Source organism: Kluyvera sp. STS39-E (genome assembly GCF_040932435.1).
Lineage (GTDB): Bacteria > Pseudomonadota > Gammaproteobacteria > Enterobacterales > Enterobacteriaceae > Kluyvera.
Genome location: NZ_JBFQGA010000007.1, coordinates 146,451 through 160,659, shown reverse-complemented (window position 1 = coordinate 160,659; position 14,209 = coordinate 146,451). Strand labels below are relative to the sequence as shown.

Annotated in this window: 14 protein-coding genes; 9 read left to right on the top strand and 5 right to left on the bottom strand. The window is 52.5% G+C overall.

Annotated elements, in window-relative coordinates; all coding sequences use genetic code 11:
* Nucleotides 1-10: 10 nt before the first annotated feature.
* Both sgrT and AB4K05_RS16870 read left to right on the top strand, forming a co-directional pair.
* Nucleotides 11-163, top strand: a complete 153-nt coding sequence (sgrT, locus tag AB4K05_RS16875) for a glucose uptake inhibitor SgrT (RefSeq protein ID WP_368481096.1) — start codon at nucleotides 11-13, stop codon at nucleotides 161-163.
* An 83-nt stretch (nucleotides 164-246) separates the two neighbouring features.
* The gene (locus AB4K05_RS16870; protein WP_368481095.1) at nucleotides 247-1,425 is read left to right on the top strand and encodes a sugar efflux transporter; all 1,179 of its coding nucleotides are present in this window, start codon (nucleotides 247-249) and stop codon (nucleotides 1,423-1,425) included.
* 145 nt (nucleotides 1,426-1,570) lie between these two features.
* On the opposite strand, the gene leuD is transcribed toward AB4K05_RS16870, so the two are convergent.
* From leuD to leuL, 5 genes are all read right to left on the bottom strand, one after another.
* Nucleotides 1,571-2,176, bottom strand: a complete 606-nt coding sequence (gene leuD, locus AB4K05_RS16865; protein ID WP_368481094.1) for a 3-isopropylmalate dehydratase small subunit — start codon at nucleotides 2,174-2,176, stop codon at nucleotides 1,571-1,573.
* 10 nt (nucleotides 2,177-2,186) lie between these two features.
* Nucleotides 2,187-3,587, bottom strand: coding sequence for a 3-isopropylmalate dehydratase large subunit (gene leuC / locus AB4K05_RS16860; RefSeq protein ID WP_368481093.1), 1,401 nt, complete (start codon nucleotides 3,585-3,587; stop codon nucleotides 2,187-2,189).
* Between the two features lie 2 nt (nucleotides 3,588-3,589).
* On the bottom strand, nucleotides 3,590-4,681 hold the full coding sequence (gene leuB, locus AB4K05_RS16855) for a 3-isopropylmalate dehydrogenase (RefSeq protein WP_368481092.1): 1,092 nt from the start codon (nucleotides 4,679-4,681) through the stop codon (nucleotides 3,590-3,592).
* Nucleotides 4,681-6,252 (bottom strand): 2-isopropylmalate synthase, encoded by a 1,572-nt coding sequence (gene leuA / locus AB4K05_RS16850; RefSeq protein ID WP_368481091.1) that lies wholly within the window; start codon nucleotides 6,250-6,252, stop codon nucleotides 4,681-4,683. The genes leuB and leuA overlap by 1 nt, the downstream gene beginning before the upstream one ends.
* A 95-nt stretch (nucleotides 6,253-6,347) precedes the next feature.
* Nucleotides 6,348-6,428 (bottom strand): leu operon leader peptide, encoded by an 81-nt coding sequence (gene leuL, locus AB4K05_RS16845; protein ID WP_368481263.1) that lies wholly within the window; start codon nucleotides 6,426-6,428, stop codon nucleotides 6,348-6,350.
* A gap of 599 nt (nucleotides 6,429-7,027) precedes the next feature.
* Here leuL and leuO point away from each other — a divergent pair.
* The 7 genes from leuO (at nucleotide 7,028) to ftsL (ending at nucleotide 14,209) form a co-directional block, all read left to right on the top strand.
* Nucleotides 7,028-7,999, top strand: coding sequence for a transcriptional regulator LeuO (gene leuO / locus AB4K05_RS16840; RefSeq protein ID WP_368481090.1), 972 nt, complete (start codon nucleotides 7,028-7,030; stop codon nucleotides 7,997-7,999).
* 393 nt (nucleotides 8,000-8,392) lie between these two features.
* Nucleotides 8,393-10,117 carry an acetolactate synthase 3 large subunit gene (gene ilvI / locus AB4K05_RS16835; RefSeq protein WP_368481089.1) on the top strand — a complete coding sequence of 575 codons (1,725 nt, stop codon included), beginning with the start codon at nucleotides 8,393-8,395 and terminating at the stop codon, nucleotides 10,115-10,117.
* 2 nt (nucleotides 10,118-10,119) lie between these two features.
* The gene (ilvN, locus tag AB4K05_RS16830) at nucleotides 10,120-10,611 is read left to right on the top strand and encodes an acetolactate synthase small subunit (RefSeq protein ID WP_368481262.1); all 492 of its coding nucleotides are present in this window, start codon (nucleotides 10,120-10,122) and stop codon (nucleotides 10,609-10,611) included.
* 146 nt (nucleotides 10,612-10,757) lie between these two features.
* The gene (cra, locus tag AB4K05_RS16825; protein WP_234505321.1) at nucleotides 10,758-11,762 is read left to right on the top strand and encodes a catabolite repressor/activator; all 1,005 of its coding nucleotides are present in this window, start codon (nucleotides 10,758-10,760) and stop codon (nucleotides 11,760-11,762) included.
* 682 nt (nucleotides 11,763-12,444) lie between these two features.
* Nucleotides 12,445-12,903, top strand: coding sequence for a division/cell wall cluster transcriptional repressor MraZ (mraZ, locus tag AB4K05_RS16820; RefSeq protein WP_368481088.1), 459 nt, complete (start codon nucleotides 12,445-12,447; stop codon nucleotides 12,901-12,903).
* A gap of 2 nt (nucleotides 12,904-12,905) precedes the next feature.
* Nucleotides 12,906-13,847, top strand: a complete 942-nt coding sequence (gene rsmH / locus AB4K05_RS16815) for a 16S rRNA (cytosine(1402)-N(4))-methyltransferase RsmH (RefSeq protein ID WP_368481087.1) — start codon at nucleotides 12,906-12,908, stop codon at nucleotides 13,845-13,847.
* Nucleotides 13,844-14,209: a cell division protein FtsL gene (gene ftsL, locus AB4K05_RS16810; protein WP_368481086.1), complete on the top strand. Its 366-nt coding sequence runs from the start codon at nucleotides 13,844-13,846 to the stop codon at nucleotides 14,207-14,209. The genes rsmH and ftsL overlap by 4 nt, the downstream gene beginning before the upstream one ends.

Here is a 14,209-nt window from a genome sequence, read left to right as displayed (position 1 = left end):
GGAGATGATTATGAAGAGGTCAACCATCCATCAGTTCTACCAGCGTTATTTTTCTGCTACCAAAAATGTTTCCTGGCTGGCCCGTCAGGCGACCGCGCAGCGGCTTGAAGTGCTGAACTATCTGATGCAGTGGGAAGTTACGAAACCGACCTCTGAACATTAATTCGCCTAATCATGTGTGACTGAGTATTTGCCAGCAGGTATTATCTGCTGGCTTTTTTTTATTCTTTCGCGAAAGGATCTCTGATGCTCTGGTTAATGACGATGGGACGACGTCTCAACGGTGTGTATGCCGCCTTTATGCTGGTGGCGTTTATGATGGGCATAGCGGGGGCATTACAGGCACCGACGCTGAGCCTGTATCTCAGTCGCGAAGTCGGTGTGCAGCCGTTTTGGGTTGGCCTGTTTTACACCGTGAACGCCATCGCCGGGATTGTGGTGAGCCTCGGGCTGGCAAAGCGATCCGATAGCCGGGGCGATCGCCGTAAGCTGATCATGTTCTGCTGCCTGATGGCGGTCGGTAACGCGCTGCTGTTTGCTTTCAATCGTCATTACCTGACGCTGATTACCTGTGGTGTGCTGCTGGCTTCAATTGCCAATGCCGCCATGCCGCAGCTGTTTGCGCTGGCGCGCGAGTATGCCGACAGTTCGGCGCGTGAAGTGGTGATGTTCAGCTCGGTGATGCGCGCCCAGCTCTCGCTGGCGTGGGTCATTGGCCCGCCGCTGGCCTTTATGCTGGCGTTGAACTACGGCTTTACCGCGATGTTCTCCATTGCTGCCGCTATTTTTGTGATTAGCCTTGCGCTGATTGCCTTGACGCTTCCCTCGGTGGCGCGGGTTGAACCGACCGCAGAGGCCGTACAGATTCCGATTAGCGGTTGGAAAGATAGCAACGTGCGAATGTTGTTTATTGCTTCGACGCTGATGTGGACCTGCAACACCATGTATATCATCGATATGCCGCTGTGGATCAGCAGCGATCTCGGCCTGCCAGATAGCTTGGCGGGGATCCTTATGGGTACCGCAGCCGGGCTGGAAATTCCAGCGATGATCCTCGCAGGCTTTTATGTGAAGCGCTTTGGCAAACGTCGGATGATGCTGACCGCCGTCGCGGCCGGGGTGCTGTTTTATGTCGGCCTGATTTTCTTCCACAGTCACACTTCGCTGCTGATATTACAGCTGTTTAACGCCGTGTTTATCGGTATTGTCGCCGGGATTGGCATGCTGTGGTTCCAAGACCTGATGCCGGGGCGTGCGGGGGCGGCAACGACGCTATTTACCAATAGCATTTCTACCGGGGTGATCCTTGCCGGGATTGTGCAGGGCGCATTGGCGCAGAGCTTTGGCCATTTCTCGGTGTATTGGGTGATTGCGGGGATTTCGGTGGTGACGCTTATGATGACGTGGCGGGTGAAGGACGTTTAACTGCGCCGGAGCCTACAACGTGCCGGATGGCGGCGTAAACGCCTTATCCGGCCTACAATGGGCGTACGTTTGTAGGCCGGATAAGCGCAGCGCCATCCGGCATATAAGGCTGGTCGCGCCGCATCCGGGGTGGTGGCGCGACAAATTACTGCATAAACGCTGGCTGCTTGTTCTCGTAGGCGGAAATCGCCTCTTCGTGCTGCAACGTCAGGCCGATGCTATCAAGGCCGTTAATCATGCAGTGGCGACGGAAGTCGTCGATTTTAAAGCTGTAGGATTTATCTCCGGCTTTCACCACCTGTGCTTCCAAGTCGACTTCGAATTTGATCCCCGGATTGGCTTTAACCAACGCGAACATCTCGTCTACCTGCGCATCGCTCAACGTCACCGGCAGAAGCTGGTTGTTAAAGCTATTGCCGTAGAAGATATCGGCGAAGCTTGGGGCAATCACCACTTTAAAACCGTAATCGGTTAACGCCCATGGCGCGTGTTCACGTGATGAACCGCAGCCGAAGTTTTCACGCGCCAGCAGGATAGAAGCGCCTTTAAATTCCGGGAAGTTCAGCACGAACTCTGGGTTTGGTTGCTCGCCTTTATCGTCCAAGAAGCGCCAGTCGTTGAACAGATGCGCGCCGAATCCGGTGCGGGTCACTTTCTGCAAAAACTGTTTCGGGATAATCGCATCGGTATCGACGTTTGCGGCATCCAGCGGCACCACCAGTCCCGTATGTTGGGTAAATTTCTCTGCCATGATGGTTTCCTTATTTCAAGCTACGAATGTCGGCGAAATGACCGGTTACCGCAGCGGCTGCTGCCATTGCCGGGCTGACCAAGTGGGTACGACCACCACGGCCCTGACGGCCTTCAAAGTTACGGTTGCTGGTGGAGGCGCAGCGTTCGCCTGGGTTCAGGCGATCGTTGTTCATGGCCAGACACATCGAGCAGCCAGGCAGACGCCATTCAAAACCGGCTTCGATGAAGATCTTATCCAGACCTTCCGCTTCCGCCTGCGCTTTCACCGGGCCGGAGCCAGGCACCACTAACGCCTGCACGCCTGGTGCGACTTTACGGCCTTTGGCGATTTCGGCCGCAGCGCGTAAATCTTCAATACGCGAGTTGGTGCAGGAGCCGATAAACACTTTGTCGATAGCCACATCGGTCAGTGGAATGCCTGGTTTCAGGCCCATGTAGGCCAACGCTTTCTCGGCGCTGGCGCGCTCCACCGGATCGCTAAAGGATGCTGGGTCCGGAATATTGTCATTCACGGAGATCACCTGGCCTGGGTTGGTGCCCCAGGTAACCTGCGGCGCAATCTCTTCTGCTTGCAGAGTCACGACGTTGTCGAAGGTTGCACCGTCGTCGGTTTTCAGGGTTTTCCAGTAATTCACCGCATCGTCAAAATCTTTGCCTTTTGGCGCGTGCAGACGACCTTCGACATAGTTGAAGGTGGTGTCGTCCGGCGCAACCAGACCGGCTTTGGCGCCCAGTTCGATAGCCATGTTGCACAGGGTCATACGACCTTCCATGGTCAGGTCACGAATGGCCTGGCCACAGAATTCCACGACATAGCCCGTCCCGCCAGCGCTGCCGGTTTTACCAATAATCGCCAGCACAATATCTTTGGCGGTGATGCCCGGCGCCGCTTTGCCGTTGACTTCAATCTTCATGGTTTTCGCCCGACCCTGCTTCAGGGTCTGGGTCGCCAGCACGTGTTCCACTTCCGAGGTGCCGATACCGAACGCCAGTGCGCCAAATGCACCGTGTGTGGCGGTGTGGGAGTCACCGCAGACGATGGTCATGCCCGGCAAGGTCACGCCCTGTTCTGGCCCCATCACGTGAACGATGCCCTGGTACGGGTGGTTCAGGTCATACAGTTCAACGCCGAACTCGTTACAGTTCTTAATCAGCTCCTGCATCTGAATGCGCGCCATCTCGCCGGAGGCGTTGATGTCTTTGGTCTGCGTGGAGACGTTGTGATCCATAGTAGCGAAGGTTTTGCCCGGCTGACGCACCGGGCGCTTGTGCGCGCGCAGGCCGTCAAATGCCTGCGGCGAGGTCACTTCGTGCACCAAGTGGCGGTCGATGTACAGCAGCGGCGTTTCGTTCGGCGCTTCAAAGACCACGTGAGCATCAAACAGTTTTTCGTATAAGGTCTTCGCCATGGTTACACCCCTTCGGCAACATAGCGGGCAATGATGTCGCCCATTTCATCGGTGCTGACCGCCGCGCCGCCGCGGGCTAAATCACTGGTGCGTACGCCTTCTTCCAGCGCGCGGTTGATGGCGGCTTCAATGGCGGTTGCCGCGTCGTTGGCATCGAGGCTGTAACGCAACAGCAGCGCCAGCGACAGAATTTGCGCAATCGGGTTGGCAATGTTTTTACCAGCGATATCTGGAGCTGAACCGCCTGCCGGTTCGTACAGGCCAAAGCCTTCTTCGTTCAGGCTGGCGGACGGCAGCATGCCCATGGAACCGGTGATCATCGCGCACTCGTCGGAGAGAATGTCGCCGAACAGGTTGGAGCACAGCAGCACGTCAAATTGGGACGGATCTTTAATCAACTGCATGGTGGCGTTGTCGATGTACATGTGTGCCAGTGCAACGTCGGGATACTCTTTGCTGATTTCGCTGACGATTTCACGCCACAGAATAGAGGACTGCAGCACGTTGGATTTGTCGATAGAGGTCACTTTGTGACGGCGTTTGCGGGCAGATTCAAAGGCAATGCGGGCAATACGCTCAATTTCGAAACGGTGATACACCTCGGTATCAAACGCCTTCTCGTGCTGACCGCTGCCTTCGCGGCCTTTCGGCTGGCCGAAGTAGATACCGCCGGTCAGTTCACGGACGCACAGAATGTCGAAGCCGTTGGCGGCGATGTCGGCGCGCAGAGGGCAGAATTCTTCCAGACCTTGGTACAACTTTGCCGGACGCAGGTTGCTGAACAGTTTGAAGTGCTTACGCAGCGGCAACAACGCGCCGCGCTCTGGTTGCTGGGCCGGTGGCAGATTTTCCCATTTCGGGCCGCCTACGGAACCAAACAGAATGGCGTCCGCTTGGTCACAGCCATCAACGGTCGCCTGCGGCAAAGGTTCACCGTGATTATCAATGGCGATGCCGCCCACGTCGTGGTGGCTGGTGGTGATACGCATGTCAAAACGTTGACGCACGGCTTCCAGTACTTTCAATGCCTGTGTCATAACTTCCGGGCCAATACCGTCACCTGGTAACACAGCAATATGGTAATTCTTCGACATTACACGGTTTCCTTTTTGTTCTCGTTATTCTTAATTTTGCGTTGCAATTCTTTTTCGACTTCGGCGGCGCGCCAGATGTTGTTCAGCACGTGAACCATCGCTTTTGCGGAGGATTCAACGATATCCGTTGCCAGGCCGACGCCATGGAAGCGGCGACCGTTGTAGTTCACCACGATGTCTACCTGGCCCAGCGCATCTTTGCCCTGACCCTTGGCGTTGAGGTCGTATTTGACCAGTTCAACGTCGTAGCCGGTGATACGGTTAATCGCTTGGTAAATCGCGTCTACCGGACCATTACCATTAGCGGCTTCTGCCTTAGTTTCTTCACCACAGGCCAGTTTCACTGAAGCGGTGGCGATATCGCTGGAGCCTGACTGCACGCTGAAGTAATCCAGACGGAAGTGCTCTGGTTCTTCCTGCTGCTTGTTGATGAATGCCAGCGCTTCCAAGTCGTAGTCGAAGACTTGGCCTTTTTTGTCCGCCAGCTTCAGGAACGCGTCATACAGATGGTCCATGTTGTAGTCGGTATCTTTGTAGCCCATCTCTTCCATGCGGTGTTTCACCGCAGCGCGGCCGGAGCGGGAGGTCAGGTTCAACTGCACCTGATTCAGGCCGATGGATTCCGGAGTCATGATTTCGTAGTTTTCGCGATTCTTCAGTACGCCATCCTGGTGGATGCCGGAAGAGTGGGCGAAGGCGCCGGTACCGACGATGGCTTTGTTTGCCGGGATGGGCATGTTGCAGATCTGGCTGACGGTCTGGCTGGTGCGCCAGATTTCATTGTGGTTGATGTTGGTGTGCACTTTCATGATGTCTTTGCGCACTTTAATCGCCATGATGACTTCTTCCAGCGAGCAGTTACCTGCGCGCTCGCCGATGCCGTTCATTGCGCCTTCAACCTGCCGAGCGCCCGCATGTACGGCTGCCAGTGAGTTGCCGACCGCCATGCCCAAGTCGTCGTGGGTATGGACGGAGATAATGGCTTTGTCGATATTCGGCACGCGTTCATACAGGCCGGTAATGATATTGGAGAACTCGAACGGCAGGGTGTAGCCGACGGTGTCTGGGATGTTGATGGTGGTCGCACCGGCGTTAATCGCCGCTTCAACAACGCGAGACAGCTGATCGATTGGCGTGCGTCCCGCGTCTTCACAGGAAAACTCAACGTCGTCGGTGTAGTTGCGGGCGCGTTTTACCATATAGATTGCACGTTCAATAACTTCGTCCAGCGTGCTGCGCAGCTTGGTGGCGATATGCATCGGTGAGGTCGCAATGAAAGTATGGATGCGGAATGCTTCAGCAATTTTCAACGACTCGGCGGCAACATCAATATCCTGCTCGACGCAACGTGCCAAGGCACAAACGCGGCTGTTTTTAATGTTGCGTGCGATGGTCTGTACGGACTCGAAATCCCCCGGAGAAGAAACCGGGAAGCCGACTTCCATTACGTCAACGCCCATACGCTCGAGGGCGAAAGCAATTTGCAGCTTCTCTTTTACACTCAGGCTGGCCTGTAATGCTTGTTCACCATCACGTAAGGTCGTATCAAAAATAATGACTTGCTGGCTCATGGTTTAGGTCCTTGGTTAACTTGGGGCGCCTTGCTACGAGCATAAAAAAACCCGCGCAGTGGCGCGGGTTTCGTTTTACTGATGATGACTTAACGTTATACGTCGCACACCAGTCTACCGCGCACAGAAGATGCGTTTAGTAGTAGTAGACCGTTAATGCGAGTTGTACGGGACATGTCATCATTCTCCAGATGAATTCGTTATGCCATTAGTGGTACTGGATATGACAACTGATGTCAACCCTGAATGAAAATGAGAGGGCGTTTAAGCCGGTAAACGAAACGGCTAGATTAGCTAATTGTGCTGATGAGCCTCTAATTTTATAGTGAATTATTTGTTTGAATGATTCATTGTTTTAATATTTTGTCGCATTTGCATAAAGTTTATTGCATTCGCTCATGTATTCGTCATGTGTTTATTTTTCTTGTATCGTATTGATAGTTATTGAGTTGTTCTCTTTGGTGACGATTTTTTATAGCGCAAAAAGAGTATTACTGATACAGGAATGTTAATTTTTAATCACCATAAATAAAACATTTTTAAGAATTCTATTATATTGGTCCAGTTTTGGAATACTGTTTATTTGTCTAATCTATTGGTAAGCTAGATACTATCAGCCTGGTGATATAAATAAGAGCCGCTTTGTCCTTCATGAATCGCGCTTTTGCATCTTTATATATTCCTATTTTTATTAAATTCTCTTTTTTGGATCTTATATGCATGGTAAATCATATAGCCTCAATATATTTATGCTATTTCGCAAAAGGAGTTTTGTATGACAGAGGGAACTAATAGCGTAATAAACGCACCGGAGCAGCAGAGCGTATCCGTTAATGGAGGGGCAAAGCCACCGCTCCGAATGGTTGATTTAAATTTGCTGACCGTGTTTGATGCGGTAATGCAGGAACAAAATATAACGCGTGCAGCGCATGTGCTTGGTATGTCACAGCCTGCAGTGAGTAATGCCGTTGCTCGGTTGAAGGGCATGTTTAACGATGAGCTGTTTGTGCGCTACGGCCGGGGCATTCAGCCTACTGCCCGCGCATTCCAACTTTTTGGCTCGGTTCGACAGGCGCTGCAACTGGTACAAAACGAACTTCCAGGCTCGGGCTTTGAACCATTAAGTAGCGAACGTGTTTTCAATCTTTGTGTATGCAGTCCGCTAGACAATTATTTGACTTCAATAGTCCTAAATAAGGTAAATGAAGTTGCGCCATATATTCATATGGTCTTTAAATCGGCATTAAATCAAAATGCCGAGCATCAACTTCGTTACCAGGAAATTGAATTTGTGCTGGGATATGAAGAGTTTCGCCGTCCTGAGTTTGCAAGCGTGCCATTATTTAATGATGAAATGGTTTTGGTCGCCAGCAACAAGCATCCTCGTATTAGCGGGCAACTCTCTGAAGACGAAGTTTATCAAGAAGAACATGCGGTGGTTTCGCTGGAACGCTATGCGTCATTTAGTCAGCCGTGGTATGACTCAGTGGATAAACAAAAACTCATAGCGTATCAGGGGATGGCTCTGGTGAGCGTGCTGAACGTTGTTTCCCAAACCAATTTGGTTGCTATTGCGCCTCGCCGCTTAGCAGAGGAATTCTCTGAACAGCTTGGGCTGCAGGTTTTACCATTGCCAATGCAGCTAAACAGCCGTACCTGCTATCTTTCTTGGCATGAATCTGCCGGACGGGATAGAGGCCATCAATGGATGGAAGAGCTATTGATTAATGTCTGCCGTCAGCAGTAATGTGTATAAATAAACAGGGTGCTAAAGCACCCTGTTTATTTTGTTAATTGTTAAATGTACAAAATATTGTTCTGTTATGAGTCGTCGGTGGTCGCGACGATAAAGTGAAAAATGCAGGTTTTGCTGTAAAGATGCGTTTCGCCCGAGTATCTACGCTATTCTTTTATTATCGCTGAAGTTATCAGCCATCATTTTCCCTTTTCCCCTAGTTTTTTGACTTATGCGTACCAGTTCTACTGCAAACGTGTGAATTGCCTGCCTAGTGGCGAGCGGTTATGTTAGGTCTTTACCCCTCATTTCGCGTCGGCGGATGAATTACGCGCCGTCGGCACATGGCCGCAGGAAAATGAGTTCCTCGGTCATCAAGATGCAAGAACAGCCTGGAGGCAAACCATGGAGATGTTGTCTGGAGCCGAGATGGTCGTCCGATCGTTAATCGATCAGGGCGTGAAGCAGGTATTTGGCTATCCGGGAGGCGCGGTCCTCGATATTTATGACGCGCTACATACGGTTGGCGGTATTGACCATGTGCTGGTGCGTCATGAGCAGGCAGCGGTGCATATGGCCGATGGCCTCGCGCGAGCAACCGGGGAAGTGGGCGTTGTATTAGTCACATCCGGCCCTGGCGCGACGAACGCGATTACCGGTATTGCCACCGCCTATATGGACTCTATTCCGCTGGTGGTGCTATCCGGACAGGTGGCAACCTCGCTGATTGGTTACGATGCGTTCCAAGAGTGCGATATGGTCGGGATTTCGCGGCCGGTAGTGAAGCACAGTTTCTTGGTCAAACAGACCGAAGATATTCCCGGCGTTTTGAAAAAAGCCTTCTGGCTGGCGTCCAGCGGCCGTCCTGGCCCCGTGGTGGTCGATCTGCCAAAAGATATTCTCAATGCGGCCAATAAGATGCCGTACGTTTGGCCTGATGCCGTGAGCATGCGTTCCTATAATCCGACCACTTCAGGCCACAAAGGGCAGATTAAGCGCGCACTACAGACTCTTATTGCGGCGAAAAAACCGGTGGTTTACGTCGGTGGCGGCGTCATTAATGCCGAGTGTCATGCGCAGTTGCTGACGCTTATCGAGAAACTCAATTTGCCAGTTGCTTCTTCCCTGATGGGGTTGGGTGGTTTTCCGGCGACTCATCGTCAGGCATTGGGAATGCTGGGCATGCATGGTACCTATGAAGCCAATATGACCATGCATAACGCTGACGTGATTTTTGCCGTTGGGGTTCGCTTTGATGACCGCACGACCAACAATCTTGCGAAGTACTGCCCGGACGCCACCGTACTGCATATCGATATCGATCCGACGTCGATCTCCAAAACGGTGCCGGCGGATATTCCGATAGTCGGTGATGCTGGGCGCGTTCTGGATCAAATGCTGGAGCTGCTGGATCAAGATATAGGCTCACAGCCGCTGGATGATATTCGCGATTGGTGGCAGAAAATTGAGCTATGGCGTGGGCGCCAGTGCTTGAAATATGACACCCAGAGCGGGCAAATAAAACCCCAAGCGGTGATTGAAACCATTTGGAAGCTCACCCATGGCGATGCCTATGTGACTTCCGATGTCGGCCAGCATCAGATGTTTGCCGCGTTGTACTACCCGTTCGATAAACCACGTCGTTGGATAAACTCCGGCGGCCTCGGCACGATGGGCTTCGGCCTGCCTGCGGCGCTCGGCGTCAAAATGGCGCTGCCGGATGCCACCGTAGTCTGCGTAACCGGCGATGGCAGCATTCAGATGAATATTCAGGAACTCTCCACCGCGCTGCAATATGAACTGCCGGTGCTGGTGCTGAACCTCAACAATGGCTATCTGGGTATGGTGAAGCAGTGGCAGGACATGATCTACTCCGGCCGTCACTCGCAATCCTATATGCAGTCGCTGCCTGACTTTGTTCGTTTGGCGGAAGCGTATGGGCACGTGGGTATTCGTATTGCGGAACCGTCGGAGCTCGAAAGTAAGCTTTCCGAGGCGCTGGAGCAGGTACGCAATAACCGGCTGGTGTTTGTCGACGTCTGCGTCGATGGCAGCGAGCACGTCTACCCGATGCAAATCCGCGGTGGGGCGATGGATGAGATGTGGTTGAGCAAAACGGAGAGAACCTGATTATGCGCCGGATATTATCTGTATTGCTGGAAAACGAGTCTGGCGCGCTGTCTCGCGTGATTGGGCTTTTCGCGCAGCGTGGCTACAACATTGAAAGTCTGACCGTTGCACCTACGGATGACCCTACGTTGTCGCGCATGACCATTCAAACGGTCGGCGATGAGAAGACGATTGAGCAGATTGAAAAGCAGCTGCATAAGCTGGTTGACGTGCTGCGGGTGAACGAGCTTGGGCAAGGTGGGCACGTCGAGCGTGAGATTATGCTGGTGAAGGTCCAGGCCAGCGGCTATGGCCGTGATGAAGTGAAACGCAACACGGAGATCTTCCGTGGGCAGATAATCGACGTTACGCCGTCGCTCTATACCGTTCAGTTGGTTGGCACGAGTGACAAGCTGGATGCATTCCTCGCCTCGCTGCGCGATGTTGCCAAAATTGTCGAGGTGGCGCGCTCCGGCGTGGTCGGATTATCACGTGGCGACAAGATAATGCGCTAGCCTAGAACTCATCGCTTTATCGTAGCCCGGCAAGACGTCGGGCTTTTTTTTGCGAAATCAGCAAGAAGTGCGAAGAAAAGCTATTGCCGATGAGATCAATCTGCGTTTAGATGTTACGGATTATACTTATAAAGCAAGGGGCAATTGTGAAACTGGATGAGATCGCCCGGCTTGCCGGTGTTTCCCGAACCACCGCCAGCTATGTGATTAACGGCAAAGCGAAGCAGTATCGCGTGAGCGATAAGACTGTTGAAAAAGTGATGGCCGTGGTGCGAGAGCACAACTACCATCCTAACGCGGTCGCTGCCGGTCTGCGTGCTGGACGCACGCGTTCTATCGGGCTTGTGATCCCCGACTTAGAAAACACCAGCTATACGCGCATTGCGAACTACCTCGAACGGCAGGCGCGCCAGCGTGGCTATCAGCTGCTAATTGCTTGTTCCGAAGATCAGCCGGATAACGAGATGCGCTGCATTGAGCATCTGCTGCAACGTCAGGTTGATGCGATTATTGTTTCTACCTCTCTACCGCCAGAACATCCTTTCTACCAGCGCTGGGCTAATGATACCTTCCCGATTGTCGCGCTTGATCGTGCGCTCGATCGTGAACACTTCACCAGCGTTGTGGGTGCGGACCAAGACGATGCGGAGATGCTGGCCGCTGAGCTACGTACGTTCCCGGCGGAAACGGTCCTTTACCTAGGCGCGTTGCCGGAACTGTCGGTGAGCTATCTGCGTGAGCAGGGTTTCCGTACCGCGTGGAAAGACGATCCGCGTGAGGTGAATTTCCTCTATGCCAACAGCTATGAACGCGAAGCATCTGCGGTGCTGTTTGAAAAATGGCTGGAAACGCACCCAATGCCGCAAGCGTTGTTCACGACCTCATTTGCGCTATTGCAGGGGGTGATGGACGTGACGCTGCGTCGTGAAGGCAAGCTGCCAACCGATCTTGCTATTGCAACCTTCGGCGATCACGAACTGCTCGATTTTTTGCAGTGTCCGGTACTGGCGGTGGCACAGCGTCACCGTGATGTTGCTGAGCGTGTGCTGGAGATCGTGCTGGCAAGCCTCGACGAGCCGCGCAAGCCGAAGCCGGGATTAAGCCGTATTCGTCGTAATCTTTATCGTCGCGGGAGTTTGAGCCGCCGGTAATCATTTCGCGATGAAGGCAGCTATAGGTTACCTTCATCGCGCAATATGCCTGTAATGCTTTAAGTTGCAGGTGCGTTGGCTGCGGTTGGTCGCCAGAATCGTTATGCGCGGCAACTCGAATTATTTGGGGTATACATTATTCTGGTGTGGATATTCAGATAATTCCTTATTTTTTGTTAGCCTTCTATTTAATTCCTCTTTTTTACTGCGCTCAGGTGCTTATTAATGTGAACGCAAAGTAAAATTATATTATTTGTGTATTATTTTGTTACATTCTCCCGGCGGATTGCCGAAATAACAAACACTTCTTAGCCAACCTACCAAAATGAGTCTCCCGTCGCCTATGAAATCCGCGAAGGGGCGCGCCACAGGGACTGTTAACGGACCGCAGAATGTCCTAAAATGCCGCTCGCGTCGCAAACTGACACTTTATAAATTCTTTTGATGATATTAAGTCGCGTTAACGCGTTGTGAATCAGTCTGTATTTTTCTTACGGGTATTCATGACGTTAATTTGCCTCGGCGGTGGGATAATTTTTAATCAGGGCTATTGTCGTCCGTAAATAACGGTATTTTAGACTCTGTTGGCATTCATGCTGGCTTGACAAGCTTTTCCTCTGCTCCGTAAACTCCTTAAAGTGGGAATTTGTGGGGCAAAGTGGTAATTAGGGGAGAGGCTGGCATGTTCCGAGGGGCAACGTTAGTCAATCTTGACAGCAAAGGGCGTTTAGCCGTCCCTGTCCGATATCGGGATATGCTGCTTGAGAGCGCTACCGGTCAAATGGTTTGCACCATTGACATCCATCACCCCTGCCTGCTGCTTTATCCTCTGCCCGAGTGGGAAATTATCGAGCAAAAGTTATCGCGTTTGTCGAGCATGAATCCCGCAGAGCGTCGCGTACAGCGACTGCTGTTGGGACATGCAAGCGAATGTCAGATGGATAATGCCGGGCGATTATTGATTGCGCCGGTTTTACGGCAGCACGCCGGATTGACCAAAGAAGTGATGCTGGTCGGGCAGTTCAACAAATTTGAACTGTGGGATGAAACGGCCTGGTATCAACGGGTCAAGGAAGATGTCGACGCTGAGCAATCTGCTTCAGGGGCGCTGTCGGAGCGATTGCAGGATTTGTCCTTATAAATATGATGGAAAATTTTAAACATACCTCAGTACTGCTGGATGAAGCCGTGAATGGCCTGAATATTCGTCCAGGCGGTATCTATATTGATGGCACCTTTGGCCGCGGCGGCCACTCGCGCCTTATTCTCTCGCAGCTTGGCGAGCAGGGCCGTCTTATTGCGATCGATAGAGATCCCGAAGCGATTGCGGTGGCAAAAACCATCGACGATCCGCGCTTTTCCATTGTGCATGGCCCTTTTTCTGCCTTGGCAGACTACGTTGCTGAGCGCGATCTGATTGGCAAGATCGACGGCATTCTCCTCGATCTTGGCGTTTCTTCTCCACAGCTTGATGACGCCGAACGCGGTTTCTCCTTTATGCGTGACGGTCCGTTGGATATGCGTATGGATCCAACCCGCGGTCAATCAGCGGCGGAATGGCTGCAAACGGCGGAAGAAGCGGACATCGCATGGGTGATTAAAACCTTCGGCGAAGAACGTTTTGGTAAACGCATTGCGCGCGCCATCGTGGAGCGCAACCGAATTGAACCGATGACGCGAACAAAAGAGCTGGCAGAAGTCATTGCCGCCGCGATGCCGGTGAAAGACAAATTCAAACACCCCGCAACCCGTACCTTCCAGGCGGTGCGCATTTGGGTGAATAGTGAGCTGGAGGAGATAGAGCAGGCGCTAAAAAGCTCGCTTGGCGTGCTGGCCCCGGCAGGAAGGCTCTCCATCATTAGCTTCCACTCGTTGGAAGACCGCATTGTGAAACGCTTTATGCGTGAACAAAGCCGCGGTCCGCAGGTTCCAGCAGGGATCCCGATGACTGAAGAGCAACTCAGAAAGCTGGGTGGCCGTCATTTACGAGCGCTAGGCAAGTTGATGCCGGGCGAAGAAGAAGTGGCCGAGAATCCACGTGCTCGTAGTTCAGTGCTGCGTATTGCAGAGAGGACGAACGCATGATCGGCAGAGTGACAGAAACCCTAAGCAAAATTTCCGGGTCGTTAGGAAATAGCGAGCGCCATGCTTTGCCTGGCGTCATTCGCGACGACCTTTTGCAGTATGGGAAACTGCCACTCTGTCTGTTCATTTGCATTATTGTCACGGCGGTAACGGTGGTGACGACCGCTCACCATACTCGCCTATTAACAGCCCAACGAGAGCAGTTGGTGCTGGAGCGTGATGCGTTGGATATCGAATGGCGAAACCTGATCCTCGAAGAGAATGCTCTTGGCGATCATAGCCGTGTCGAACGTATTGCTACAGATAAGTTGCAGATGCAACATGTTGATCCGTCAAAAGAAAACATTGTTGTGCAGAAATAA

Bases quoted from the DNA above. Each gene is read 5' to 3' on its own strand.
- sgrT (WP_368481096.1), top strand. From the start codon at position 11: ATGAAGAGGTCAACCATCCATCAGTTCTACCAGCGTTATTTTTCTGCT.
- AB4K05_RS16870 (WP_368481095.1), top strand. From the start codon at position 247: ATGCTCTGGTTAATGACGATGGGACGACGTCTCAACGGTGTGTATGCC.
- leuD (WP_368481094.1), bottom strand. From the start codon at position 2,176: ATGGCAGAGAAATTTACCCAACATACGGGACTGGTGGTGCCGCTGGAT.
- leuC (WP_368481093.1), bottom strand. From the start codon at position 3,587: ATGGCGAAGACCTTATACGAAAAACTGTTTGATGCTCACGTGGTCTTT.
- leuB (WP_368481092.1), bottom strand. From the start codon at position 4,681: ATGTCGAAGAATTACCATATTGCTGTGTTACCAGGTGACGGTATTGGC.
- leuA (WP_368481091.1), bottom strand. From the start codon at position 6,252: ATGAGCCAGCAAGTCATTATTTTTGATACGACCTTACGTGATGGTGAA.
- leuL (WP_368481263.1), bottom strand. From the start codon at position 6,428: ATGTCCCGTACAACTCGCATTAACGGTCTACTACTACTAAACGCATCT.
- leuO (WP_368481090.1), top strand. From the start codon at position 7,028: ATGACAGAGGGAACTAATAGCGTAATAAACGCACCGGAGCAGCAGAGC.
- ilvI (WP_368481089.1), top strand. From the start codon at position 8,393: ATGGAGATGTTGTCTGGAGCCGAGATGGTCGTCCGATCGTTAATCGAT.
- ilvN (WP_368481262.1), top strand. From the start codon at position 10,120: ATGCGCCGGATATTATCTGTATTGCTGGAAAACGAGTCTGGCGCGCTG.
- mraZ (WP_368481088.1), top strand. From the start codon at position 12,445: ATGTTCCGAGGGGCAACGTTAGTCAATCTTGACAGCAAAGGGCGTTTA.
- rsmH (WP_368481087.1), top strand. From the start codon at position 12,906: ATGATGGAAAATTTTAAACATACCTCAGTACTGCTGGATGAAGCCGTG.
- ftsL (WP_368481086.1), top strand. From the start codon at position 13,844: ATGATCGGCAGAGTGACAGAAACCCTAAGCAAAATTTCCGGGTCGTTA.